The organism is Cedecea davisae (assembly GCF_044095835.1).
Taxonomy (GTDB): Bacteria; Pseudomonadota; Gammaproteobacteria; order Enterobacterales; family Enterobacteriaceae; genus Cedecea; species Cedecea davisae.
This window is the reverse complement of record NZ_CP172054.1, coordinates 4,558,663-4,584,194: the sequence shown is the minus strand read 5'-3', so window position 1 is coordinate 4,584,194 and position 25,532 is coordinate 4,558,663. Positions and strand designations below refer to the sequence as shown.

Sequence of the window (25,532 nt, the reverse complement as noted above, 5' to 3'; positions counted from 1 at the left end):
AATCACTCCTCAGGCGCTTTTCAGGTCACTGGCCGGGCGGGCTGGCTCGACCGGGGGATAGTACGGCTCATTGCGTGAAGCTTTCGCTTTCAGGCCCTCAGGCACGGCATACAGCGGGCCGAGGTTTTCATATTGCTGCGCCATATCGAAATATTTCGCACTGCCCAGCGTATCCAGCCAGCGGAATGCGCCGCCGTGGAACGGAGGGAAGCCAAGGCCGTAAACCAGAGCCATATCGGCTTCTGCCGGGCTGGCGATAACGCCTTCCTCGAGGCAGCGCACAACTTCGTTAACCATTGGGATCATCATGCGGGCGACAATCTCTTCGTCGGTAAAGCTGCGCTTCGGCTGGCTGACTTCTGCCAGCAGGCTATCAACGGTTTCGTCCTGCTCTTTACGTGGTTTACCTTTGCTGTCTTCTTTAAAGCGGTAGAAGCCATGCTGGGTTTTCTGCCCGTAGCGCCCGGCGTCGAACAGGACGTCAATGGCGTCACGGTAATCTTTGCTCATGCGCTGCGGGAAACCGGCGGCCATGACTGCCTGTGCGTGGTGAGCGGTATCAATCCCGACAACGTCCAGCAGATAAGCCGGGCCCATAGGCCAGCCAAACTGTTTCTCCATTACCTTATCAATTTGGCGGAAGTCAGCGCCGTCGCGCAGCAGCTGGCTAAAGCCTGCAAAGTAAGGGAACAGAACGCGGTTAACAAAGAAGCCCGGGCAGTCGTTAACCACAATCGGGGTTTTGCCCATTTTACTTGCCCATGCCACGACTTTAGCGACGGTCGCTTCTGAGGTCTTCTCTCCGCGAATGACTTCAACCAGCGGCATACGGTGAACCGGGTTAAAGAAATGCATGCCGCAGAAGTTTTCCGGGCGTTTCAGGGCGCTTGCCAGTTCGCTGATTGGAATGGTCGAGGTGTTTGAAGCCAGGACGGTATCGGCACGAACTTTATCTTCGGTCTCGGCCAGCACCGCTTTTTTCACTTTCGGGTTTTCTACAACCGCTTCTACCACAACATCCACGCGGTCGAACCCTGCGTACTCCAGCGTTGGCTGAATAGTCGCGATGATTTGAGCCAGTTTAAGGCCGTCAATTTTGCCGCGTTCCAGCTGTTTGTTCAGCAGCTTGCCCGCTTCGTTGATGCCCAGAGCCAGAGATTTCTCATTAATATCTTTCATTAACACCGGCACGCCTTTCCAGGCAGACTGATAAGCAATGCCGCCGCCCATAATTCCGGCGCCGAGTACCGCAGCGTGCTTAGGTGTTTCGATATCTTTGGTCAGCTTTTTCGCCTGGCCTTTGACGAACTGGTCATTAAGGAAAATACCGACCAGCGCGCGGGCTTCGTTAGAACGAGCCAGCGGGACGAAGCTTTGGGTTTCAAGTTTTAGCGCTTCGTCGCGGCCCAAACCAGCGGCTGCTTCGATAGTTTTTACCGCGGTCATCGGGGCCGGATAATGCTTCCCGGCAATCCGTGCAACCATGCCTTTGGCGATGGTGAAGCTCATACCGGCTTCGATTTTGCTTAAGTGCAGCGGCTCAAGTTTTGGCGCACGGCGAGCCTTCCAGTCCAGCTCGCCTTTAATAGCCTGGCGCAGAATGGCGAGCGCGCCATCACGCAGTTTTTCGTTTTTAACGATACCGTCGACCAGGCCGATTTTTTGCGCTTCTACTGCACCGACATCTTTACCGACGGTGATTATCTCGAGCGCGCTGTCTGCACCCAGAAGGCGCGGCAGGCGAACGGAGCCGCCAAAGCCCGGCATGATCCCGAGTTTAGTTTCCGGCAGGCCGATACGGGTATCCGGCGTCGCCAGGCGGAAGTCGGTCGCCAGCACACATTCGCATCCGCCGCCCAGCGCGTAGCCATTGACGGCGGCGATGGTCGGAACCGGCAAATCTTCCAGTCGGTTAAACACGCTATTAGCGAATTGCAGCCAGTGGGTCAGCTGTTCGGCAGGAACCAGGAACAGCGATAAAAATTCGGTAATATCAGCGCCGACGATAAAGGCGGATTTGCTTGAGCTTAGCAGCAGACCTTTGAGGTTTGGCTGCTTTTCAAGCACGGCCAGCGCTTCGCCGAGGCTGGCGACGGTTGCCGTGTCCAGCTTGTTGACGGAGCCGGGAGCATCGAACACCAGTTCGGCGATGCCGTCTTCCAGCCAGTCGAGATGTAGGGTTTCACCTTGGTAGAGCATGTCAGTCTCCTGAATCCAGCAATGGGATCTGGTCGTACCAGATGAAGCGGAGTGTGGAATTGATGTTAATGAAATGCAAATTTCTGTTTAAATATTTGCAAACAGGATCACAGGTGGCGGAAATAACTCGGCTGTTTTACCGGTGTGCTAAGATGCGTGGCGAACAGGTAAAAAAAACAGAAGGGTAAATTATGGAATCACTGGCCGCGCTGTATAAAGATCATGTGGCAACTCTGCAGGAGCGTACCCGTAACGTTCTGGCGCGTTTTAACCTTGATGCATTACTTATTCATTCCGGGGAGCTGTTCAACGTCTTCCTCGATGACCATGCTTATCCGTTTAAAGTTAACCCGCAGTTTAAAGCCTGGGTTCCGGTAACGCAGGTTCCTAACTGCTGGCTGCTGGTGGATGGCGTGAATAAGCCGAAGCTGTGGTTCTATCTGCCGGTGGACTACTGGCATAACGTAGAGCCGCTGCCGGAATCCTTCTGGACCGACGATATCGACGTCATTGCGTTGCCGAAAGCCGACGGTATTGGCAGCCAGCTGCCGGCCGCTCGTGGCAACATCGGTTATATTGGCCCGGTGCCTGAGCGCGCTTTGCAGCTCGATATTGCCGCTGCCAACATCAACCCGAAAGGGGCGATCGACTACCTGCATTATTACCGCGCCTATAAAACTGACTACGAACTGGCGTGTATGCGGGAAGCTCAGAAAACGGCGGTTGTCGGCCACCGGGCAGCCCATGAGGCATTCCTGTCCGGGATGAGCGAGTTTGATATCAATAGTGCTTACCTGACGGCGACCGGCCACCGCGATATCGATGTGCCTTACGGCAACATCGTTGCGCTAAATGAGCACGCGGCGGTACTGCACTACACAAAACTGGATCACCGTGCTCCCGCTGAGTCACGCAGCTTCCTGCTGGATGCTGGAGCAGAGTACAACGGGTATGCCGCCGATCTGACGCGCACCTGGACCACTCACGCCGACAGCGACTTTGCACAGCTGATCAAAGACGTTAATACCGAGCAACTGGCGCTTATTGACACCATGAAGTCCGGCGTGCGCTATACCGACTACCACATCCAGTTCCATCAACGCCTTGCTAAGATCCTGCGTCGCCATAAGCTGGTGAACGATATTAGCGAAGAAGCCATGCTGGAAGCCGGTATTACCAGTCCGTTTATGCCGCACGGTATTGGCCATCCGCTGGGTCTGCAGGTGCATGATGTCGCCGGGTTTATGCAGGACGACACCGGGACACATCTTGCTGCGCCAACCCAACACCCTTACCTGCGTTGTACCCGCGTGCTGGAACCGCGCATGGTGTTGACCATTGAGCCTGGTCTCTATTTCATTGAGTCCCTGCTGGCTCCATGGCGCGAAGGGAAGTACAGCAAGCACTTCGACTGGAAGCGCATCGAAGCGCTGAAGCCGTTTGGCGGCATCCGCATCGAAGATAACGTTGTTATCTATGAAAACAGCACCGAAAACATGACGCGTAATCTGAAGCTCGCGTAATGGAAAGCTGGCCAATCCCCGCTGAGCCAGTAACGGTCAGCGAGGAAATCAAAAAAAGCCGTTTTATTACCCGTGTCGCGCATACCGACGGGGTTATAGCGGCTAAAGCATTCGTAGAGAAAGTACGCGCCGAACACCCGGATGCCCGGCATCACTGTTGGGCCTGGGTGGCAGGGGCGCCGGATGATTCGCAACAGCTGGGGTTTTCCGATGACGGCGAGCCTGCCGGAACGGCGGGGAAACCTATCCTGGCGCAGCTGATGGGCAAAGGTATTGGTGAAATAACAGCGGTAGTCGTGCGCTATTATGGCGGGGTCAAGCTAGGCACTGGCGGCCTGGTCAGGGCCTATGGAGGCGGCGTGCAGTTGGCGCTAAATCAGCTGCCGGTGGTGCTCAAAGTACCGCTGACCGAATATACTTTGCAGTGCGACTATTCGCATCTGGCGGGCGTTGAAGCTTTGCTCAAGCAGTTCGAAGGAATCATTGTCGAAAGTGACTTCCAGGCTTCCATTGCGTTGCGCGTTGCTCTGCCGCAAAACCAGGTGGCGACCTTCGGCGCACGGCTGACTGATTTTAGCCGTGGTGCATTGCATTTATTGCCGTTTGAACAATAATCCCCCCTCGTTATTTATAGATATTTAAGGAAACGGCTGAAATGCATTTTCGCGCCATAACCCGAATCGTTGGCCTGTTGGTTATCCTCTTTTCCGGAACCATGATACTTCCCGGCTTAGTGGCTCTGATCTATCGCGATGGTGCCGGCCGCGCCTTTACTCAGACGTTTTTTGTCGCCCTCGTTATCGGCTCCCTGCTGTGGTGGCCTAACCGGCGGGAGAAGGGGGAGCTCAAACCGCGGGAGGGCTTCCTTATAGTCGTCCTGTTCTGGACCGTGCTGGGAAGCGTGGGGTCGCTGCCGTTTATCTTTTCCGAGCGGCCAAACCTGACGGTGACCGATGCATTCTTCGAGTCCTTTTCCGGGTTGACGACGACCGGTGCGACGACGCTGGTGGGCCTGGACTCCTTACCTCACGCGATTCTTTTTTACCGTCAGATGTTGCAGTGGTTCGGCGGGATGGGGATCATCGTCCTGGCTGTGGCAATCCTGCCTATCCTTGGCGTCGGGGGGATGCAGCTTTACCGGGCGGAAATGCCGGGGCCGCTGAAAGATAATAAGATGCGCCCGCGTATTGCCGAGACGGCGAAAACGCTGTGGCTGATTTATGTTCTGCTGACGGTTGCCTGTGCGCTGGCGCTTTGGTTCGCGGGAATGCCCGCATTTGATGCCATCGGCCACAGCTTTTCCACTATCGCTATCGGCGGCTTCTCTACTCATGATGCCAGCGTCGGCTACTTTAATAGCCCGACGATTAATACCATCATCGCTATCTTCCTGCTGATATCCGGCTGTAACTACGGCCTGCACTTCTCTTTACTCAGCGGACGCAGCCTGAAAGTGTACTGGCGTGATCCCGAATTCCGCATGTTCATCGGCGTGCAGTTAACGCTGGTATTAGTTTGTACTCTGGTGCTGTGGTTCCACAATACTTACCAGTCAGCGCTGCAAACGCTAAATCAGGCCTTCTTCCAGGTTGTCTCAATGGCGACAACGGCGGGCTTTACCACAGACAGTATTGCCCGCTGGCCTCTATTCTTGCCGGTGTTGCTGCTTTGTTCCGCGTTTATCGGCGGCTGCGCAGGCTCTACCGGCGGCGGCCTGAAAGTTATCCGTATTCTTCTGCTGTTCAAACAGGGTAACCGCGAGTTGAAAAGGCTGGTGCACCCGAATGCGGTTTACAGTATTAAGCTGGGTAACCGTGCGTTGCCGGAGCGTATTCTTGAAGCGGTGTGGGGCTTCTTCTCCGCTTATGCGCTGGTCTTCATCGTCAGCATGCTGGCGATTATTGCCACCGGGGTCGATGACTTCTCCGCGTTTGCTTCTGTCGCGGCAACCCTCAACAACCTGGGGCCTGGCCTTGGGGTGGTGGCCGATAACTTCGCCAGCATGAATCCCGTTGCCAAATGGATACTGATCGTGAATATGCTGTTTGGTCGTCTTGAAGTCTTTACCTTGTTAGTTCTGTTCACGCCTACATTCTGGCGAGAGTAACCGGAGCCTGTGTGAAAACCTTAATTCTGTTTTCGACCCGAGATGGTCAAACTCGTGAGATTGCTTCTTATATAGCATCCGAGCTGAAAGAGCTGGGGGTAGACAGTGATGTGGTGAATCTACATCGCTGCGACGATATCGCCTGGGCTAATTACGATCGAGTGGTGATTGGGGCTTCCATTCGCTACGGGCATTTCCACGCCTCGGTTGATTCTTTCGTTAAGAAATACCAGCAGCAGCTTAATCAACGTGCCAGCGCGTTCTTCTCTGTAAACCTGGTTGCGCGTAAGCCGGAGAAGCGTTCCCCGCAAACCAACTCTTATACGCGTAAGTTCTTGCTCAACTCGGTCTGGCGTCCCGATCATTGTGCTGTGTTTGCCGGTGCGCTGCGTTATCCACGTTACGGCTGGCTGGACCGCTTCATGATTCGCTTAATTATGAAAATGACCGACGGTGAAACGGATACCAGTAAAGAAGTGGTTTATACGGATTGGCAGCAAGTCGCCCGTTTTGCCCATGAAATTGAACAGTTAAACACCAAATAGCGTTGTAAATAAGCGAGTTGGCGAAAAAGAATGCGGTCAGAAAGTTTTTTTAAATAAACCCTTGTCACCGCCGAAGAACTCCCTATAATGCGCCTCCACTGACACGGAACAACGGCTTGCAAAGCGGCGTGTCAGGCGGAGTGAAGCGAGAAATAAATGCTTGACTACGCAGCGGGAAAGCGTAATATGCACACCCCGCGCTACTGAGAAAGTAGCACTGCTCTTTAACAATTTATCAGACAATCTGTGTGGGCACTCGCAGGATTGATATCTCAGCATCTTCGGATGCAAAAAAATATCAAGTCTTGAAGAGTGACTACTGATTTTATAAACAGTTTTAATTCTTTGAGCATCAAACACTTTTAAATTGAAGAGTTTGATCATGGCTCAGATTGAACGCTGGCGGCAGGCCTAACACATGCAAGTCGAGCGGTAACAGGGAGTAGCTTGCTACTCCGCTGACGAGCGGCGGACGGGTGAGTAATGTCTGGGGATCTGCCTGATGGAGGGGGATAACTACTGGAAACGGTAGCTAATACCGCATAACGTCGCAAGACCAAAGAGGGGGACCTTCGGGCCTCTTGCCATCGGATGAACCCAGATGGGATTAGCTAGTAGGTGGGGTAATGGCTCACCTAGGCGACGATCCCTAGCTGGTCTGAGAGGATGACCAGCCACACTGGAACTGAGACACGGTCCAGACTCCTACGGGAGGCAGCAGTGGGGAATATTGCACAATGGGCGCAAGCCTGATGCAGCCATGCCGCGTGTGTGAAGAAGGCCTTCGGGTTGTAAAGCACTTTCAGCGAGGAGGAAGGCATTAAGGTTAATAACCTTAGTGATTGACGTTACTCGCAGAAGAAGCACCGGCTAACTCCGTGCCAGCAGCCGCGGTAATACGGAGGGTGCAAGCGTTAATCGGAATTACTGGGCGTAAAGCGCACGCAGGCGGTTTGTTAAGTCGGATGTGAAATCCCCGGGCTCAACCTGGGAACTGCATTCGAAACTGGCAAGCTTGAGTCTTGTAGAGGGGGGTAGAATTCCAGGTGTAGCGGTGAAATGCGTAGAGATCTGGAGGAATACCGGTGGCGAAGGCGGCCCCCTGGACAAAGACTGACGCTCAGGTGCGAAAGCGTGGGGAGCAAACAGGATTAGATACCCTGGTAGTCCACGCCGTAAACGATGTCGACTTGGAGGTTGTGCCCTTGAGGCGTGGCTTCCGGAGCTAACGCGTTAAGTCGACCGCCTGGGGAGTACGGCCGCAAGGTTAAAACTCAAATGAATTGACGGGGGCCCGCACAAGCGGTGGAGCATGTGGTTTAATTCGATGCAACGCGAAGAACCTTACCTACTCTTGACATCCAGAGAACTTTCCAGAGATGGATTGGTGCCTTCGGGAACTCTGAGACAGGTGCTGCATGGCTGTCGTCAGCTCGTGTTGTGAAATGTTGGGTTAAGTCCCGCAACGAGCGCAACCCTTATCCTTTGTTGCCAGCGGTTCGGCCGGGAACTCAAAGGAGACTGCCAGTGATAAACTGGAGGAAGGTGGGGATGACGTCAAGTCATCATGGCCCTTACGAGTAGGGCTACACACGTGCTACAATGGCGCATACAAAGAGAAGCGACCTCGCGAGAGCAAGCGGACCTCATAAAGTGCGTCGTAGTCCGGATTGGAGTCTGCAACTCGACTCCATGAAGTCGGAATCGCTAGTAATCGTAGATCAGAATGCTACGGTGAATACGTTCCCGGGCCTTGTACACACCGCCCGTCACACCATGGGAGTGGGTTGCAAAAGAAGTAGGTAGCTTAACCTTCGGGAGGGCGCTTACCACTTTGTGATTCATGACTGGGGTGAAGTCGTAACAAGGTAACCGTAGGGGAACCTGCGGTTGGATCACCTCCTTACCTAAAAGATACAAACCCGCGTAGTGCTCACACAGATTGTCTGATAGAAAACGAGCAGTAAAACCTTATAGGCTTGTAGCTCAGGTGGTTAGAGCGCACCCCTGATAAGGGTGAGGTCGGTGGTTCAAGTCCACTCAGGCCTACCAAATTTTCCCCTGTTCTGCGTTGCACCTCCGGCTCGCATAGTTCACTATGCGTCGCGAAGTTGCGCCTTGACCAGATGAAAATTAACGGTAATCAAAGGTTTTACGAAATCGATGGGGCTATAGCTCAGCTGGGAGAGCGCCTGCCTTGCACGCAGGAGGTCAGCGGTTCGATCCCGCTTAGCTCCACCATCATTTCATGCACCAAACCTACTTCAGAGTGTACCGGCAACGGTGTACTGCGAAGTATTTGCTCTTTAACAATCCGGAACAAGCTGAAAATTGAAACGACACACTGTTTCTGTTCTCCGTAATAAGAACAGAATAGAGGTGTGTTCGAGTCTCTCAAATTTTCATAATCTGAAGCGAAACATCTTCGGGTTGTGAGGTTAAGCGACTAAGCGTACACGGTGGATGCCCTGGCAGTCAGAGGCGATGAAGGACGTGCTAATCTGCGATAAGCGTCGGTAAGGTGATATGAACCGTTATAGCCGGCGATTTCCGAATGGGGAAACCCAGTGTGATTCGTCACACTATCGTTAAGTGAATACATAGCTTAACGAAGCGAACCGGGGGAACTGAAACATCTAAGTACCCCGAGGAAAAGAAATCAACCGAGATTCCCCCAGTAGCGGCGAGCGAACGGGGAGCAGCCCAGAACCTGAATCAGTTTGTGTGTTAGTGGAAGCGTCTGGAAAGTCGCAGGGTACAGGGTGATACTCCCGTACACTAAAATGCACATACTGTGAGTTCGAAGAGTAGGGCGGGACACGTGGTATCCTGTCTGAATATGGGGGGACCATCCTCCAAGGCTAAATACTCCTGACTGACCGATAGTGAACCAGTACCGTGAGGGAAAGGCGAAAAGAACCCCGGCGAGGGGAGTGAAACAGAACCTGAAACCGTGTACGTACAAGCAGTGGGAGCCTCATTTATGGGGTGACTGCGTACCTTTTGTATAATGGGTCAGCGACTTATATTCTGTAGCAAGGTTAACCGTATAGGGGAGCCGCAGGGAAACCGAGTCTTAACTGGGCGTTAAGTTGCAGGGTATAGACCCGAAACCCGGTGATCTAGCCATGGGCAGGTTGAAGGTTGGGTAACACTAACTGGAGGACCGAACCGACTAATGTTGAAAAATTAGCGGATGACTTGTGGCTGGGGGTGAAAGGCCAATCAAACCGGGAGATAGCTGGTTCTCCCCGAAAGCTATTTAGGTAGCGCCTCGTGAACTCATCTTCGGGGGTAGAGCACTGTTTCGGCTAGGGGGCCATCCCGGCTTACCAACCCGATGCAAACTACGAATACCGAAGAATGTTATCACGGGAGACACACGGCGGGTGCTAACGTCCGTCGTGAAGAGGGAAACAACCCAGACCGCCAGCTAAGGTCCCAAAGTCATGGTTAAGTGGGAAACGATGTGGGAAGGCACAGACAGCCAGGATGTTGGCTTAGAAGCAGCCATCATTTAAAGAAAGCGTAATAGCTCACTGGTCGAGTCGGCCTGCGCGGAAGATGTAACGGGGCTAAACCATGCACCGAAGCTGCGGCAGCGACACTTAGGTGTTGTTGGGTAGGGGAGCGTTCTGTAAGCCGTCGAAGGTGGACTGTGAGGTCTGCTGGAGGTATCAGAAGTGCGAATGCTGACATAAGTAACGATAAAGCGGGTGAAAAGCCCGCTCGCCGGAAGACCAAGGGTTCCTGTCCAACGTTAATCGGGGCAGGGTGAGTCGACCCCTAAGGCGAGGCCGAAAGGCGTAGTCGATGGGAAACAGGTTAATATTCCTGTACTTGGTGTTACTGCGAAGGGGGGACGGAGAAGGCTATGTTAGCCGGGCGACGGTTGTCCCGGTTTAAGCATGTAGGCGGAGAGTTTAGGTAAATCCGGACTCTTGTTAACGCTGAGGTGTGATGACGAGGCACTACGGTGCTGAAGTAACAAATGCCCTGCTTCCAGGAAAAGCCTCTAAGCATCAGGTAACATTAAATCGTACCCCAAACCGACACAGGTGGTCAGGTAGAGAATACCAAGGCGCTTGAGAGAACTCGGGTGAAGGAACTAGGCAAAATGGTGCCGTAACTTCGGGAGAAGGCACGCTGTCGGTAGGTGAAACCCCTTGCGGGTGGAGCTGAAGGCAGTCGAAGATACCAGCTGGCTGCAACTGTTTATTAAAAACACAGCACTGTGCAAACACGAAAGTGGACGTATACGGTGTGACGCCTGCCCGGTGCCGGAAGGTTAATTGATGGGGTTATCCGCAAGGAGAAGCTCTTGATCGAAGCCCCGGTAAACGGCGGCCGTAACTATAACGGTCCTAAGGTAGCGAAATTCCTTGTCGGGTAAGTTCCGACCTGCACGAATGGCGTAATGATGGCCAGGCTGTCTCCACCCGAGACTCAGTGAAATTGAAATCGCTGTGAAGATGCAGTGTACCCGCGGCAAGACGGAAAGACCCCGTGAACCTTTACTATAGCTTGACACTGAACATTGAGCCTTGATGTGTAGGATAGGTGGGAGGCTTTGAAGCGTGGACGCCAGTCTGCGTGGAGCCAACCTTGAAATACCACCCTTTAATGTTTGATGTTCTAACGTAGACCCGTGATCCGGGTTGCGGACAGTGTCTGGTGGGTAGTTTGACTGGGGCGGTCTCCTCCTAAAGCGTAACGGAGGAGCACGAAGGTTAGCTAATCACGGTCGGACATCGTGAGGTTAGTGCAAAGGCATAAGCTAGCTTGACTGCGAGAGTGACGGCTCGAGCAGGTGCGAAAGCAGGTCTTAGTGATCCGGTGGTTCTGAATGGAAGGGCCATCGCTCAACGGATAAAAGGTACTCCGGGGATAACAGGCTGATACCGCCCAAGAGTTCATATCGACGGCGGTGTTTGGCACCTCGATGTCGGCTCATCACATCCTGGGGCTGAAGTAGGTCCCAAGGGTATGGCTGTTCGCCATTTAAAGTGGTACGCGAGCTGGGTTTAGAACGTCGTGAGACAGTTCGGTCCCTATCTGCCGTGGGCGCTGGAGAATTGAGGGGGGCTGCTCCTAGTACGAGAGGACCGGAGTGGACGCATCACTGGTGTTCGGGTTGTCATGCCAATGGCATTGCCCGGTAGCTAAATGCGGAAGAGATAAGCGCTGAAAGCATCTAAGCGCGAAACTTGCCCCGAGATGAATTCTCCCTGGGAACTTGATTCCCCTGAAGGGACGTTGAAGACTACGACGTTGATAGGCTGGGTGTGTAAGCGTAGCGATACGTTGAGCTAACCAGTACTAATGACCCGTGAGGCTTAACCTTACAACACCAAAGGTGTTTTGCGAGACAAATCGATTTTCAGCGAAGTTCAGGATTAGACTGATGGTCACGAAGTGACGGTCAGTAAACAGAATTTGCCTGGCGGCCGTAGCGCGGTGGTCCCACCTGACCCCATGCCGAACTCAGAAGTGAAACGCCGTAGCGCCGATGGTAGTGTGGGGTCTCCCCATGCGAGAGTAGGGAACTGCCAGGCATCAAATAAAACATCAAGGCCACCCTTACGGGTGGCCTTTTTGTTTTTATCAGAACCATGGAAATTTTCTACACGAGCATGGCCATGCGACAAACGTGTCGGGAACACGTTTGAACGCCGCGAGCGGCGGCCCCGGAGGGGCGAGTATCAGGATGATACGAGTAGTGTGGGAACTGCCAGGCATCAAATTAGCAATAACCCCGACCGAAAAGCCGGGGTTTTTTGCTTTCTAAGAAATATTCAAATCAGGTGAAAGGGCTCAGTCAAAAGACTGGGCCCTTTTGCTATGCGCGTTATACGGAGACAGGCAAGCCAATCCCGGCAGGATCGGGTAAACTACTTCGGTTTATATTCCGGAAAATGGCTGACATGAACTCCTCTCTTAAAACCTTCAATACCTTCGGTATTCAGGCAAATGCAGCGCATATAGTCGTTGCTGAATCTGCACAACAACTTACTGAATCATGGGCGAAAGCCGCTCGTGCTGGGCAGCCGGTACTTATTCTGGGTGAAGGAAGCAATGTTCTTTTCCTGAAGGATTTTGAGGGAACGGTAATTGTGAATCGTATTAAAGGTATTCAGGTTACTGAATCTGACGATGCATGGTTACTTCATGTCGGCGCAGGCGAAAACTGGCATCAGCTGGTTGAATATACGTTACAGCAGGAGATGCCGGGCCTGGAAAACCTTGCTCTTATACCCGGCTGCGCAGGATCTTCGCCAATTCAAAACATTGGCGCTTATGGCGTGGAGATCAAAAAGGTCTGCAATTATGTGGACTGTATTGAGTTGAGTACCGGTCAGGCTCTGCGTTTGAGTAATGAAGAGTGTCGGTTTGCTTACCGTGACAGTATCTTCAAACATGAATATCAGGACCGTTTTGCCATTGTGGCCGTTGGTTTCCGTCTTCCTAAAGTATGGCAGCCAATACTTAGCTACGGCGATCTGACCAGGCTTGATCCTGCCAGCGTAACCCCACGACAAATATTTGATAGTGTTTGCCACATGAGAATGTCGAAGCTTCCCGATCCTAAAGTAAATGGCAACGCGGGTAGCTTCTTTAAAAACCCGGTTATTACCGCCGAGCAGTCTGAAAAGTTATTATCCAGCTTTTCTAACGTACCACATTATCCTCAGCTGGACGGCAGCGTGAAACTTGCTGCCGGCTGGCTTATCGATCAATGTCAGCTAAAAGGTCATCGCATAGGTGGGGCTGTGGTTCATCGCCACCAGGCATTGGTGATAATTAATGAAGATGGCGCAAGCAGCGCCGATGTTATTGCTTTGGCACATTACGTCCGCCAACAGGTCGGGGCGAAATTTGATGTCTGGCTTGAGCCTGAAGTTCGCTTTATTGGCAGCACGGGTGAAGTCAGCGCTGTGGAGACGATTGCGTGAAAGATAATAAAGTCCCTCTGACGCTAATTAGCATTCTGGCCGACGGTGAGTTTCACTCTGGCGAACAGCTGGGTGAGCAGCTTGGCATGAGCCGGGCCGCAATCAATAAGCATGTTCAAACCCTGCGGGACTGGGGTATTGATGTCTTTACCGTACCGGGTAAGGGCTACAGCCTGCCGGAGCCTATTCAACTCCTGGATGAATCATTTATTAAATCTCAGGTTGCTGAAGGAACAGTTGCCGTATTACCGGTGATTGATTCAACCAACCAATATTTGCTTAACCGGCTCGATACGCTCCAGTCTGGTGATGCTTGTATAGCCGAATATCAACAAGCCGGTCGCGGTAGAAGAGGGCGCCAGTGGTTTTCCCCCTTCGGCGCCAATCTCTATCTTTCTATGTACTGGCGTCTTGAGCAGGGGCCAGCGGCGGCTATTGGTCTGAGTTTAGTCATCGGCATCGTTATGGCCGAAGTGTTGCAACGGCTTGGGGCCGAAGATGTCAGAGTTAAATGGCCAAACGATCTCTATCTCAACGACCGCAAACTTGCCGGGATCCTGGTAGAATTGACCGGTAAAACCGGCGATGCCGCGCAGATTGTCATTGGCGCAGGAATTAATCTCGCCATGAGAAATGTAGCGGCCGATGTCATTAATCAGGGCTGGATCAACCTGCAGGAAGCCGGGATAAGTATTAATAGAAATACGCTGGCAGTGACCCTGATCCAGGAGCTGCGTACAGCGCTTCAGCTGTTTGAGCAGGAAAGTCTGGTTCCATTCCTTCCTCGCTGGGAAAAACTGGATAATTTCATTAATCGACCGGTTAAATTGATTATCGGGGAACGAGAAGTTCTTGGTATTTCCCGCGGTATTAATGAGCAGGGTGGGTTATTGTTGGAGCAGGACGGAATAATAAAGGCCTGGGTTGGCGGTGAGATCTCGTTGAGAGGCGCAAATTAATAAAGGGGGATATTCCCCCTTTATTTTCTATTTCCGCAATTTAACGCAGTCCACGGCGTGATTGGCGCTCTTTGTCATAATCAGGCTAGCGCGATCGCGTGTTGGGAGTATGTTCTGATTTAAATTCAGAAGGTTAATTTCTTTCCAGAGCTGAGTCGCAATATTAATTGCCTCATCTTCTGAGAGTTTTGCGTAGCTATGGAAATAAGAGTTAGGATCGGTAAACGCACCTTCACGGAATTTCAGGAAACGATTGATATACCAATTCTGTAATAATTCTTCAGGCGCATCCACATAAATAGAGAAGTCCACAAAATCCGAAACAAATACATGGTGAGGATCGTGTGGATAGTCCATGCCGCTTTGCAGAACGTTTAACCCTTCAAGAATTAGGATATCCGGCTGAGCGACGATTTTATCTCCATCCGGGATAACATCGTATACCAGGTGCGAATAGACCGGAGCGGTGACGTTGGTTGCACCGGATTTAATATCAGACACAAACTTCACCAGACGATGCATATCGTAGGACTGAGGGAAGCCTTTCTTCTTCATCAGATTGCGCTCTTTAAGCACTTTGTTCGGATGAAGGAAGCCATCGGTGGTAATCAGCTCAACCCGTCTATGCTCAGGCCAGCGGCTTAACAGGGCCTGTAAGACACGAGCTGTCGTACTTTTCCCCACGGCAACGCTTCCGGCGATGCTGATAACATACGGAATACGCTGCCCATTAGTGCCGAGGAATTGCTCAAGCACGGCCTGGCGGCGCAGATTCGAACTGATATAAAAATTAAGCAGACGAGACAGCGGCAGGTAAATCTCCGCCACTTCCTCAAGGGAAAGGTCTTCGTTAATGCCTTTTAACCGTGCGATTTCCCCTTCTGTCAGGGTCATGGGGACCGAGTCGCGCAAAGCTGCCCACTGGCTCCGGTTAAATTCTAAATAAGGGGTCGTTGCTAACATTTGCTCTTTATTACTCATAAGCATGCTTCTGCCTGTAATTCAGGACAAAATTTACGCACTACACCCACTAACGAATGCAATCAAACGCCGTGGATTAAAGGTATGTAGCGTATTTAACTTTTCAATAGTGGCAGGAGGGTAACACCGGAAGGGAGAGATCGATAAGAAAAAATCGACGGCAGTGATGTATTACGATGGATACATCACGTTGTCAGTTAGGCCAGAACATCAGTCTTATGAGTCCGTTTGCCCTGATTCCCTCTTTGATCGGGAAAAAGCCGGCGAATATTGCGCGGCTAAAAGCTGAGGTATGAAAAAACGTATTCGAAGTGGGTTAAATTTGCTCCGGGTTGCTTCTTTAGTCGCCAGATTTTCGAGATCTCGCGCAAAATGTGAGCGGTAGTGCATTTTATGCGATTTTTTTGTTGCATGAGCGGCTCTGTCTTCCTAGAATGCGCGCTACTTGATGCCGGCTTAGCTCAGTAGGTAGAGCAACTGACTTGTAATCAGTAGGTCACCAGTTCGATTCCGGTAGCCGGCACCATCAAGTACCCCAGGTGGGGTTCCCGAGCGGCCAAAGGGAGCAGACTGTAAATCTGCCGTCATCGACTTCGAAGGTTCGAATCCTTCCCCCACCACCATATTCGGCAACGCATTGCGTGGCCCGAGACGATAAGCACTTAGTTTGTCGGCTCGAATACTGAGAGGCTTCCTCTCATATTCACTACAGAAAGATTCAGGTAGCCGAGTTCCAGGATGCGGGCATCGTATAATGGCTATTACCTCAGCCTTCCAAGCTGATGATGTGGGTTCGATTCCCACTGCCCGCTCCAACAAGATGTGCTGATATAGCTCAGTTGGTAGAGCGCACCCTTGGTAAGGGTGAGGTCGGCAGTTCGAATCTGCCTATCAGCACCACTTCTTTATCTCCTCCCTGTTTCTCTTCTGTTAATGCATTCAGCTAATTCAGGCATATGCCTGGTTGATGTGGTGATACCACCGATTTATCCGTGTCTTAGAGGGACAATCGATGTCTAAAGAAAAGTTTGAACGTAAAAAACCGCACGTTAACGTCGGTACTATCGGCCACGTTGACCATGGTAAAACAACGCTGACCGCTGCAATCACTACCGTTCTGGCTAAAACCTACGGTGGTTCTGCTCGTGCATTCGACCAGATCGATAACGCACCGGAAGAAAAAGCTCGTGGTATCACCATCAACACTTCCCACGTTGAATATGACACCCCGACTCGCCACTACGCGCACGTTGACTGCCCAGGGCACGCCGACTACGTTAAAAACATGATCACCGGTGCTGCTCAGATGGACGGCGCTATCCTGGTTGTTGCTGCGACTGATGGCCCAATGCCACAGACCCGTGAGCACATCCTGCTGGGTCGTCAGGTTGGCGTTCCGTACATCATCGTGTTCCTGAACAAATGCGACATGGTTGATGACGAAGAGCTGCTGGAACTGGTAGAAATGGAAGTTCGTGAACTTCTGTCCCAGTACGACTTCCCGGGCGACGATACTCCAATCGTTCGTGGTTCTGCTCTGAAAGCGCTGGAAGGCGAAGCAGAGTGGGAAGCTAAAATCGTTGAGCTGGCTGGCTACCTGGATTCTTACATCCCTGAGCCAGAGCGTGCTATCGATAAGCCGTTCCTGCTGCCAATCGAAGACGTATTCTCCATCTCCGGCCGTGGTACCGTTGTTACCGGTCGTGTAGAGCGCGGTATCATCAAAGTTGGTGAAGAAGTTGAAATCGTTGGTATCAAAGATACTGCGAAATCTACCTGTACCGGCGTTGAAATGTTCCGCAAACTGCTGGACGAAGGCCGTGCTGGTGAGAACGTTGGTGTTCTGCTGCGTGGTATCAAACGTGAAGAAATCGAACGTGGTCAGGTACTGGCTAAGCCAGGCTCTATCAAGCCACACACCAAGTTCGAATCTGAAGTGTACATCCTGTCCAAAGACGAAGGCGGCCGTCATACTCCGTTCTTCAAAGGCTACCGTCCACAGTTCTACTTCCGTACAACTGACGTGACCGGTACCATCGAACTGCCAGAAGGCGTTGAGATGGTAATGCCTGGCGACAACATCAAAATGGTTGTTACCCTGATCCACCCAATCGCGATGGATGACGGTCTGCGTTTCGCAATCCGTGAAGGCGGCCGTACCGTTGGCGCGGGCGTTGTTGCCAAAGTTATCGCTTAATCGCGGATAATATTTGACGCAATGTGCAAGAAAAGGGCATCATTTGATGCCCTTTTTGTACGCTTTCGAACCAGAACCTGGCTCATCAGTGATTTTTTACCGATAATCATTGCTGAGACAGGCTCTGAAGATGGCGTTTATGCCGGATTGCGCCTGAAAAGAGCCATTCGGTTTGGTTTGCCTCGCCTGCGCGGGGCAAAAATGTTTGTCTGATTTATTGTGACAGGTTGGTTTATGAGTGCGAATACCGAAGCTCAAGGGAGCGGGCGTGGCCTCGAAGCGATGAAGTGGCTGGCAGTAGTCGTTTTGCTGCTCGTGGCAATCGTGGGCAACTACATTTATCGTGATATCACTCTGCCTCTGCGTGCGCTGGCTGTGGTAATTCTGATTGCAGCGGCGGGCGGTGTTGCTCTGCTGACCACGAAAGGCAAGGCGACCGTTTCCTTTGCCCGTGAAGCGAGAACTGAAGTACGCAAGGTTATTTGGCCTACCCGCCAGGAAACTCTGCACACCACTTTAATCGTGGCAGCCGTTACCGCTGTGATGTCACTGATTTTGTGGGGGCTGGATGGTATTCTGGTCCGCCTGGTATCTTTTATTACTGGCCTGAGGTTCTGAGATGTCTGAAGCCCCTAAAAAGCGTTGGTACGTCGTTCAGGCGTTTTCCGGTTTTGAAGGCCGCGTAGCGACCTCGCTGCGTGAGCATATCAAATTACATAACATGGAAGAGCTGTTTGGCGAAGTCATGGTTCCGACCGAAGAGGTTGTTGAAATCCGTGGTGGCCAGCGTCGTAAAAGCGAGCGTAAATTCTTCCCGGGTTACGTTCTGGTTCAGATGGTGATGAACGATGCAAGCTGGCACCTGGTGCGCAGCGTTCCACGCGTGATGGGTTTCATCGGTGGAACCTCTGACCGTCCAGCGCCTATCAGCGACAAAGAAGTTGATGCGATCATGAACCGCCTGCAGCAGGTTGGTGACAAACCGCGTCCGAAAACGCTGTTTGAGCCGGGCGAAATGGTTCGTGTTAACGATGGTCCGTTTGCTGACTTTAACGGTGTGGTCGAGGAAGTGGATTACGAGAAGAGCCGCCTGAAGGTCTCCGTATCGATCTTTGGTCGTGCAACGCCGGTTGAACTGGACTTTGCTCAGGTCGAAAAAGCCTGATAATTTGATCGTTAATGCAGCGATTTTTCGTTGCGAAGGGCGCGAAATTGACATACAATTTCGCGCCTTTTGTTTTTATGTGTCTCGTACACATAAAACGATTTATTCACGGGGAGCCTTGTAAGAGGCGCTATAACCCACTAGAGGAAATTTAGATGGCTAAGAAAGTACAAGCCTACGTCAAGCTGCAGGTTGCAGCTGGTATGGCGAACCCAAGTCCACCAGTTGGTCCAGCTCTGGGTCAGCAGGGTGTTAACATCATGGAATTCTGTAAAGCGTTTAACGCCAAAACTGATTCCATCGAGAAAGGTCTGCCAATTCCGGTTGTTATTACCGTTTATGCTGACCGTTCTTTCACTTTCGTTACTAAAACCCCACCGGCTGCTGTTCTGCTGAAGAAAGCTGCTGGCATCAAGTCTGGTTCCGGCAAGCCGAACAAAGACAAAGTGGGTAAAGTAACCCGTGCTCAGGTACGCGAAATCGCAGAAACCAAAGCTGCGGACATGACTGGTTCCGACATTGAAGCGATGACTCGCTCCATTGAAGGTACTGCTCGTTCCATGGGCCTGGTAGTGGAGGATTAAGAAATGGCTAAACTGACCAAGCGCATGCGCGTGATCCGTGACAAAGTTGATGCGACCAAACAGTACGACATCAACGAAGCCATTGCTCTGCTGAAAGAGCTGGCCACTGCTAAATTCGTTGAAAGCGTAGACGTTGCCGTTAACCTCGGCATCGACGCTCGTAAATCTGACCAGAACGTACGTGGTGCAACTGTACTGCCGCACGGTACTGGCCGTTCAGTTCGCGTAGCCGTATTTGCCCAGGGCCCTAACGCTGAAGCAGCTAAAGCTGCTGGCGCAGAGCTGGTAGGTATGGAAGATCTGGCTGACCAGATCAAGAAAGGCGAAATGAACTTTGACGTTGTTATTGCTTCCCCGGATGCAATGCGCGTTGTTGGCCAGCTGGGCCAGGTTCTGGGCCCACGCGGCCTGATGCCAAACCCGAAAGTTGGTACCGTAACCCCTAACGTTGCTGAAGCAGTTAAGAATGCTAAAGCGGGTCAGGTTCGTTATCGTAACGACAAAAACGGCATCATCCACACCACCATCGGTAAAGTGGACTTTGACACTGACAAACTGAAAGAAAACCTGGAATCTCTGCTGGTTGCGCTGAAAAAAGCAAAACCATCTCAGGCGAAAGGCGTGTACATCAAGAAAGTTAGCCTGTCTACCACCATGGGTGCAGGTGTTGCGGTTGACCAGGCTGGTCTGAACGCAGTGGCGAACTAATAATCGCCTTTACGCGGGCGAAAGATTAGTCTAATATCTTACGCCCGTTGTTCTGCTTATGCAGGGCACAAGAATTTTCGGTTGGAGCCTGGCCTTATCCAGGCCTCCGTCCAAGACCGCAGGTGTTTCGCAAGAAACTTAATTGCCTGCGTAGACGGTGACAGAACCTGAAGAATATTTTTAGATAGTCTTTAGCTTGTTTCTGCTCACCGTATGTAGACGCGTTTTTCCATTGTGGGTAAACGCGAAGTGAGTTTCGGGACGTAATGTCCCGGCTAAAACCCAGGAGCAAAAGCTAATGGCTTTAAATCTTCAAGACAAACAAGCGATTGTTGCTGAAGTCAGCGAAGTAGCCAAAGGCGCGCTGTCTGCAGTAGTTGCGGATTCCCGTGGCGTTACTGTAGACAAAATGACCGAACTGCGTAAAGCAGGTCGCGAAGCCGGCGTTTACATGCGTGTTGTTCGCAACACCTTGCTGCGCCGTGTTGTTGAAGGTACTCAGTTTGAGTGCCTGAAAGACGCGTTCGTTGGTCCGACCCTGATTGCATATTCTATGGAACACCCGGGCGCTGCTGCTCGTCTGTTCAAAGATTTCGCGAAAGCGAATGCAAAATTTGAGGTCAAAGCCGCTGCCTTTGAAGGTGAGCTGATCCCGGCGTCTCAGATCGACCGCCTGGCAACTCTGCCGACCTACGAAGAAGCAATTGCACGCCTGATGGCAACCATGAAAGAAGCTTCGGCTGGCAAACTGGTTCGTACTCTGGCTGCTGTTCGCGATGCAAAAGAAGCTGCTTAATTGCCGCTTTCTTTATCAAGCATCTGCTTACGTATAAACTTATTCTGATATTCAGGAACAATTTAAATGTCTATCACTAAAGATCAAATCATTGAAGCAGTATCCGCTATGTCCGTAATGGACGTTGTAGAACTGATCTCTGCAATGGAAGAAAAATTCGGTGTTTCTGCTGCTGCTGCTGTAGCTGTTGCTGCTGGCCCAGCTGAAGCTGCTGAAGAGAAAACTGAGTTCGACGTTATTCTGAAAGCTGCTGGCGCTAACAAAGTTGCCGTAATCAAAGCAGTTCGCGGCGCAACTGGCCTGGGTCTGAAAGAAGCTAAAGACCTGGTTGAGTCTGCACCAGCTGCACTGAAAGAAGGCGTGAGCAAAGATGACGCTGAAGCACTGAAAAAATCTCTGGAAGAAGCTGGCGCTGAAGTTGAAGTTAAATAAGCCAACCCTTCCGGTTGCAGCCTGAGAAATTAGGCTGATGGCTGGTGACTTTTTAGTCACCAGCCTTTTTGCGCTGTAGGGTATCAGTAGCGTTTCACGCTGTTTGACTGCTGATTACCTCCCAATGTTTGTTCCTATCGACGCCTTAATATATTGCGACTTTCTGCGCCGGGAGTTCCGGGGCAAAGCGTAACGAAATGGTTTAAGAGTGATAGAAACAAGTATTGCGGGAAGTGTTCCACTTTCCGGTCCACAAAATAGTGTTGCATAAACTGCCCCTTTCGACGGGCAGATGGGTCGACTTGTCAGCGAGCTGAGGAACCCTAATGGTTTACTCCTATACCGAGAAAAAACGTATTCGTAAGGATTTTGGAAAACGTCCGCAAGTGCTGGACATTCCTTATCTCCTTTCTATCCAGCTTGACTCGTTCCAGAAGTTCATCGAGCAAGATCCCGAAGGTCAATACGGCCTGGAAGCGGCATTCCGCTCCGTATTCCCGATCGCAAGCTACAGCGGCAATTCTGAGCTGCAGTATGTTAGCTATCGCCTGGGCGAACCTGTATTTGACGTTAAAGAATGTCAGATCCGTGGCGTGACGTATTCTGCTCCGCTGCGTGTAAAACTGCGTCTGGTGATCTACGAGCGCGAAGCGCCGGAAGGCACCGTTAAAGACATTAAAGAACAAGAAGTTTACATGGGCGAAATTCCGCTCATGACCGACAACGGGACTTTTGTTATCAACGGTACTGAGCGCGTTATCGTTTCTCAGTTGCACCGTAGCCCGGGCGTGTTCTTTGACAGTGACAAAGGTAAAACCCACTCCTCAGGGAAGGTACTGTATAACGCACGTATCATTCCTTACCGTGGTTCCTGGCTGGACTTCGAATTCGACCCGAAAGATAACCTGTTCGTGCGTATCGACCGTCGCCGCAAACTGCCTGCGACCATCATCCTGCGCGCGCTGAACTTCACCACTGAGCAGATCCTTGACCTGTTCTTTGAGAAAGTTAATTTCGAAATCCGTGACAACAAGCTGCAGATGGAGCTGGTGCCGGAACGCCTGCGTGGCGAAACCGCATCCTTCGACATCGAAGCTGACGGCAAAGTGTACGTTGAAAAAGGCCGCCGCATCACCGCGCGCCACATTCGCCAGCTGGAAAAAGACGATATCAAACATATCGAAGTTCCAGTTGAGTACATTGCCGGTAAAGTTGCGGCTAAAGACTACGTTGACACTTCTACCGGCGAGCTGATTTGCCCGGCGAACATGGAGCTGTCACTGGACCTGCTGGCTAAGCTGAGCCAGTCTGGCCACAAACGTATCGAAACGCTGTTCACCAACGATCTTGATCACGGTGCTTACATTTCCGAGACCATCCGCGTCGACCCAACCAATGACCGCCTGAGCGCGCTGGTTGAGATCTACCGCATGATGCGTCCTGGTGAGCCACCAACGCGTGAAGCAGCTGAAAGCCTGTTCGAGAACCTGTTCTTCTCAGAAGACCGCTATGACCTGTCTGCGGTTGGTCGTATGAAGTTCAACCGTTCTCTGCTGCGTGATGAAATCGAAGGCTCCGGCATCCTGAGCAAAGACGACATCATCGAAGTGATGAGAAAACTGATCGGTATTCGTAACGGTCAGGGCGAAGTGGATGACATCGACCACCTCGGCAACCGTCGTATCCGTTCCGTAGGCGAAATGGCGGAAAACCAATTCCGCGTTGGCCTGGTGCGTGTTGAGCGTGCGGTGAAAGAGCGTCTGTCTCTGGGCGATCTGGATACCCTGATGCCTCAGGATATGATCAACGCCAAGCCAATCTCTGCGGCAGTGAAAGAGTTCTTCGGCTCCAGCCAGCTGTCTCAGTTCATGGACCAGAACAACCCGTTGTCCGAGATTACGCACAAACGTCGTATCTCTGCACTGGGCCCGGGCGGTCTGACCCGTGAGCGTGCGGGCTTCGAAGTACGTGACGTACACCCAACCCACTACGGTCGTGTGTGTCCAATCGAAACCCCAGAAGGTCCGAACATCGGCCTGATCAACTCCCTGTCTGTTTATGCGCAGACTAACGAATACGGCTTCTTAGAAACCCCGTATCGTCGCGTAGTTGACGGCATCGTGACCGACGAAATTCATTACCTGTCTGCTATCGAAGAAGGTAACTACGTAATCGCTCAGGCGAACACCAACCTGGACGAAGAAGGCCGTTTCGTAGACGACCTGGTTACCTGCCGTAGCAAAGGCGAATCCAGCTTGTTCAGCAACGACCAGGTTGACTACATGGACGTTTCCACCCAGCAGGTGGTTTCCGTCGGTGCGTCCCTGATCCCGTTCCTGGAACACGATGACGCCAACCGTGCCCTGATGGGTGCGAACATGCAACGTCAGGCGGTTCCAACTCTGCGTGCTGATAAGCCGCTGGTTGGTACCGGTATGGAACGTGCTGTAGCCGTTGACTCCGGTGTTACTGCCGTAGCCAAACGTGGCGGTACCGTTCAGTACGTGGATGCTTCCCGTATCGTTATCAAAGTTAACGAAGACGAGATGTACCCGGGCGAAGCCGGCATCGACATTTACAACCTGACCAAATACACGCGTTCTAACCAGAACACCTGTATTAACCAGATGCCATGTGTGTCTCTGGGTGAGCCAATCGAGCGCGGCGACGTGCTGGCAGATGGCCCATCTACCGACCTGGGTGAGCTGGCGCTGGGTCAGAACATGCGCGTAGCGTTCATGCCGTGGAACGGTTACAACTTCGAAGACTCCATCCTCGTTTCCGAGCGTGTTGTTCAGGAAGACCGCTTCACTACCATCCACATTCAGGAACTGGCTTGTGTGTCCCGTGACACCAAACTGGGGCCAGAAGAGATAACGGCTGACATCCCTAACGTGGGTGAAGCTGCGCTCTCCAAACTGGATGAGTCCGGTATCGTGTATATCGGTGCTGAAGTGACCGGTGGCGACATTCTGGTTGGTAAGGTAACGCCGAAAGGTGAAACCCAGCTGACGCCAGAAGAGAAGCTGCTGCGTGCAATCTTCGGTGAGAAAGCGTCTGACGTTAAAGACTCTTCCCTGCGTGTACCAAACGGCGTTTCCGGTACCGTAATCGACGTTCAGGTCTTCACCCGCGATGGCGTGGAAAAAGACAAACGTGCGCTGGAAATCGAAGAGATGCAGCTGAAGCAGGCTAAGAAAGACCTGTCTGAAGAACTGCAAATCTTCGAAGCTGGCCTGTTTAGCCGTATCTATGCCGTGCTGGTTTCCGGTGGTGTTGAAGCTGACAAGCTCGACAAACTGCCGCGCGACCGCTGGCTGGAACTGGGCCTGACCGACGAAGAAAAACAAAACCAGCTCGAGCAGCTGGCCGAGCAGTACGACGAGCTGAAGCACGAGTTTGAGAAGAAACTCGAAGCTAAGCGCCGCAAAATCACTCAGGGCGATGACCTGGCACCTGGCGTGCTGAAAATCGTTAAAGTGTATCTGGCCGTTAAACGTCAGATTCAGCCTGGTGACAAGATGGCAGGTCGTCACGGGAACAAAGGTGTTATCTCCAAGATCAACCCGATCGAAGATATGCCTTACGATGAAAACGGCACGCCGGTAGACATCGTCCTGAACCCGCTGGGCGTACCATCTCGTATGAACATCGGTCAGATTCTGGAAACCCACCTGGGTATGGCTGCTAAAGGTATCGGCGAGAAAATCAACGCCATGCTGAAACAGCAGCAGGAAGTCGCCAAACTGCGCGAATTCATCCAGAAAGCGTATGACCTGGGCACAGACGTTCGTCAGAAAGTCGACTTGAACACCTTCACTGATGAAGAAGTTCTGCGCCTTGCTGAAAACCTGAAAAAAGGTATGCCGATTGCTACTCCGGTATTCGACGGTGCAAAAGAGTCTGAAATCAAAGAACTGCTGCAACTCGGCGGTCTGCCATCTTCTGGCCAGATCACCCTGTTCGACGGCCGTACCGGTGAACAGTTCGAGCGTCAGGTAACCGTAGGTTACATGTACATGCTGAAACTGAACCACCTGGTTGATGACAAGATGCACGCGCGTTCTACCGGTTCTTACAGCCTCGTTACTCAGCAGCCGCTGGGTGGTAAGGCTCAGTTCGGTGGTCAGCGCTTCGGTGAGATGGAAGTGTGGGCGCTGGAAGCATACGGCGCTGCGTATACCCTGCAGGAAATGCTGACCGTTAAGTCTGATGACGTGAACGGCCGTACTAAGATGTATAAAAACATCGTGGACGGCAACCATCAGATGGAACCGGGCATGCCGGAATCCTTCAACGTTCTGTTGAAAGAGATCCGCTCGCTGGGTATCAACATCGAGCTGGAAGACGAGTAATCGTTGCTCAAAAGGTCCAGGGTGCCCG

Annotated in this window: 16 protein-coding genes, 6 tRNA genes and 3 rRNA genes; 23 read left to right on the top strand and 2 right to left on the bottom strand. The window is 52.0% G+C overall.

What is annotated here, in order from left to right; genetic code table 11:
- Positions 1-9: 9 nt before the first annotated feature.
- Positions 10-2,199 carry a fatty acid oxidation complex subunit alpha FadB gene (fadB, locus tag ACG1VR_RS21895; protein WP_395489787.1) on the bottom strand — a complete coding sequence of 730 codons (2,190 nt, stop codon included), beginning with the start codon at positions 2,197-2,199 and terminating at the stop codon, positions 10-12.
- Positions 2,200-2,390: 191 nt separating this feature from the next.
- Between fadB and pepQ the strand changes: the two genes are divergently transcribed.
- The 11 genes from pepQ to birA all read left to right on the top strand — a co-directional run bounded on the left by pepQ (position 2,391) and on the right by birA (position 14,286).
- The gene (gene pepQ / locus ACG1VR_RS21890) at positions 2,391-3,722 is read left to right on the top strand and encodes a Xaa-Pro dipeptidase (RefSeq protein WP_016539028.1); all 1,332 of its coding nucleotides are present in this window, start codon (positions 2,391-2,393) and stop codon (positions 3,720-3,722) included.
- Complete coding sequence (locus ACG1VR_RS21885; RefSeq protein WP_395489786.1) at positions 3,722-4,336, top strand: IMPACT family protein; 615 nt, start codon at positions 3,722-3,724, stop codon at positions 4,334-4,336. The genes pepQ and ACG1VR_RS21885 overlap by 1 nt, the downstream gene beginning before the upstream one ends.
- Positions 4,337-4,377: 41 nt before the next feature.
- On the top strand, positions 4,378-5,829 hold the full coding sequence (trkH, locus tag ACG1VR_RS21880; protein WP_016539030.1) for a Trk system potassium transporter TrkH: 1,452 nt from the start codon (positions 4,378-4,380) through the stop codon (positions 5,827-5,829).
- Between the two features lie 11 nt (positions 5,830-5,840).
- Complete coding sequence (gene hemG / locus ACG1VR_RS21875; protein WP_395489785.1) at positions 5,841-6,374, top strand: menaquinone-dependent protoporphyrinogen IX dehydrogenase; 534 nt, start codon at positions 5,841-5,843, stop codon at positions 6,372-6,374.
- Positions 6,375-6,738: 364 nt separating this feature from the next.
- A 16S ribosomal RNA gene (locus ACG1VR_RS21870) occupies positions 6,739-8,280 on the top strand.
- A 69-nt stretch (positions 8,281-8,349) separates the two neighbouring features.
- A tRNA-Ile gene (locus ACG1VR_RS21865) sits at positions 8,350-8,426 on the top strand.
- A 113-nt stretch (positions 8,427-8,539) separates the two neighbouring features.
- Positions 8,540-8,615 (top strand) — tRNA-Ala (locus ACG1VR_RS21860).
- Between the two features lie 195 nt (positions 8,616-8,810).
- A 23S ribosomal RNA gene (locus ACG1VR_RS21855) occupies positions 8,811-11,718 on the top strand.
- 95 nt (positions 11,719-11,813) lie between these two features.
- Positions 11,814-11,929 (top strand): 5S ribosomal RNA (rrf, locus tag ACG1VR_RS21850).
- Together the 16S, 23S and 5S rRNA genes with 2 tRNA genes alongside form the textbook arrangement of a ribosomal RNA operon.
- Positions 11,930-12,298: 369 nt before the next feature.
- Positions 12,299-13,327: a UDP-N-acetylmuramate dehydrogenase gene (gene murB, locus ACG1VR_RS21845; protein ID WP_395489784.1), complete on the top strand. Its 1,029-nt coding sequence runs from the start codon at positions 12,299-12,301 to the stop codon at positions 13,325-13,327.
- Entirely contained in the window at positions 13,324-14,286 is a 963-nt protein-coding gene (birA, locus tag ACG1VR_RS21840) for a bifunctional biotin--[acetyl-CoA-carboxylase] ligase/biotin operon repressor BirA (RefSeq protein ID WP_172568601.1), read from the top strand. Before murB ends, birA begins: the two co-directional genes overlap by 4 nt.
- 27 nt (positions 14,287-14,313) lie before the next feature.
- Here birA and coaA read toward each other — a convergent pair whose 3' ends face one another.
- The gene (gene coaA, locus ACG1VR_RS21835) at positions 14,314-15,267 is read right to left on the bottom strand and encodes a type I pantothenate kinase (RefSeq protein WP_071704126.1); all 954 of its coding nucleotides are present in this window, start codon (positions 15,265-15,267) and stop codon (positions 14,314-14,316) included.
- Between the two features lie 450 nt (positions 15,268-15,717).
- On the opposite strand from coaA, the gene ACG1VR_RS21830 reads away from it, so the two are divergent.
- From ACG1VR_RS21830 to rpoB, 12 genes are all read left to right on the top strand, one after another.
- Positions 15,718-15,793 (top strand) — tRNA-Thr (locus ACG1VR_RS21830).
- A gap of 12 nt (positions 15,794-15,805) precedes the next feature.
- Positions 15,806-15,890: transfer RNA gene (locus ACG1VR_RS21825), tRNA-Tyr, on the top strand.
- 117 nt (positions 15,891-16,007) lie between these two features.
- Positions 16,008-16,082 (top strand) — tRNA-Gly (locus ACG1VR_RS21820).
- A gap of 9 nt (positions 16,083-16,091) precedes the next feature.
- Positions 16,092-16,167 (top strand) — tRNA-Thr (locus ACG1VR_RS21815).
- A gap of 112 nt (positions 16,168-16,279) precedes the next feature.
- Positions 16,280-17,464 (top strand): elongation factor Tu, encoded by a 1,185-nt coding sequence (gene tuf / locus ACG1VR_RS21810; RefSeq protein WP_115586309.1) that lies wholly within the window; start codon positions 16,280-16,282, stop codon positions 17,462-17,464.
- Between the two features lie 234 nt (positions 17,465-17,698).
- Complete coding sequence (gene secE, locus ACG1VR_RS21805; RefSeq protein ID WP_016517379.1) at positions 17,699-18,082, top strand: preprotein translocase subunit SecE; 384 nt, start codon at positions 17,699-17,701, stop codon at positions 18,080-18,082.
- A gap of 1 nt (position 18,083) precedes the next feature.
- Complete coding sequence (nusG, locus tag ACG1VR_RS21800) at positions 18,084-18,629, top strand: transcription termination/antitermination protein NusG (RefSeq protein WP_003862341.1); 546 nt, start codon at positions 18,084-18,086, stop codon at positions 18,627-18,629.
- Between the two features lie 155 nt (positions 18,630-18,784).
- Entirely contained in the window at positions 18,785-19,213 is a 429-nt protein-coding gene (gene rplK / locus ACG1VR_RS21795) for a 50S ribosomal protein L11 (RefSeq protein WP_016517380.1), read from the top strand.
- Between the two features lie 3 nt (positions 19,214-19,216).
- Positions 19,217-19,921 carry a 50S ribosomal protein L1 gene (rplA, locus tag ACG1VR_RS21790; protein WP_016517381.1) on the top strand — a complete coding sequence of 235 codons (705 nt, stop codon included), beginning with the start codon at positions 19,217-19,219 and terminating at the stop codon, positions 19,919-19,921.
- Between the two features lie 298 nt (positions 19,922-20,219).
- Positions 20,220-20,717, top strand: a complete 498-nt coding sequence (gene rplJ / locus ACG1VR_RS21785) for a 50S ribosomal protein L10 (protein WP_007704673.1) — start codon at positions 20,220-20,222, stop codon at positions 20,715-20,717.
- A 66-nt stretch (positions 20,718-20,783) separates the two neighbouring features.
- Entirely contained in the window at positions 20,784-21,149 is a 366-nt protein-coding gene (gene rplL, locus ACG1VR_RS21780; protein ID WP_000028882.1) for a 50S ribosomal protein L7/L12, read from the top strand.
- Between the two features lie 326 nt (positions 21,150-21,475).
- On the top strand, positions 21,476-25,504 hold the full coding sequence (rpoB, locus tag ACG1VR_RS21775; RefSeq protein ID WP_016517382.1) for a DNA-directed RNA polymerase subunit beta: 4,029 nt from the start codon (positions 21,476-21,478) through the stop codon (positions 25,502-25,504).
- The last annotated feature ends 28 nt before the right edge of the window (positions 25,505-25,532 follow it).

Coding starts and splice junctions, on each gene's coding strand:
- rplA (WP_016517381.1), top strand. CDS start 19,217: ATGGCTAAACTGACCAAGCGCATGCGCGTGATCCGTGACAAAGTTGAT.
- rplL (WP_000028882.1), top strand. CDS start 20,784: ATGTCTATCACTAAAGATCAAATCATTGAAGCAGTATCCGCTATGTCC.
- murB (WP_395489784.1), top strand. CDS start 12,299: ATGAACTCCTCTCTTAAAACCTTCAATACCTTCGGTATTCAGGCAAAT.
- rplK (WP_016517380.1), top strand. CDS start 18,785: ATGGCTAAGAAAGTACAAGCCTACGTCAAGCTGCAGGTTGCAGCTGGT.
- tuf (WP_115586309.1), top strand. CDS start 16,280: ATGTCTAAAGAAAAGTTTGAACGTAAAAAACCGCACGTTAACGTCGGT.
- trkH (WP_016539030.1), top strand. CDS start 4,378: ATGCATTTTCGCGCCATAACCCGAATCGTTGGCCTGTTGGTTATCCTC.
- pepQ (WP_016539028.1), top strand. CDS start 2,391: ATGGAATCACTGGCCGCGCTGTATAAAGATCATGTGGCAACTCTGCAG.
- coaA (WP_071704126.1), bottom strand. CDS start 15,267: ATGAGTAATAAAGAGCAAATGTTAGCAACGACCCCTTATTTAGAATTT.
- secE (WP_016517379.1), top strand. CDS start 17,699: ATGAGTGCGAATACCGAAGCTCAAGGGAGCGGGCGTGGCCTCGAAGCG.
- ACG1VR_RS21885 (WP_395489786.1), top strand. CDS start 3,722: ATGGAAAGCTGGCCAATCCCCGCTGAGCCAGTAACGGTCAGCGAGGAA.
- fadB (WP_395489787.1), bottom strand. CDS start 2,199: ATGCTCTACCAAGGTGAAACCCTACATCTCGACTGGCTGGAAGACGGC.
- rplJ (WP_007704673.1), top strand. CDS start 20,220: ATGGCTTTAAATCTTCAAGACAAACAAGCGATTGTTGCTGAAGTCAGC.
- nusG (WP_003862341.1), top strand. CDS start 18,084: ATGTCTGAAGCCCCTAAAAAGCGTTGGTACGTCGTTCAGGCGTTTTCC.
- rpoB (WP_016517382.1), top strand. CDS start 21,476: ATGGTTTACTCCTATACCGAGAAAAAACGTATTCGTAAGGATTTTGGA.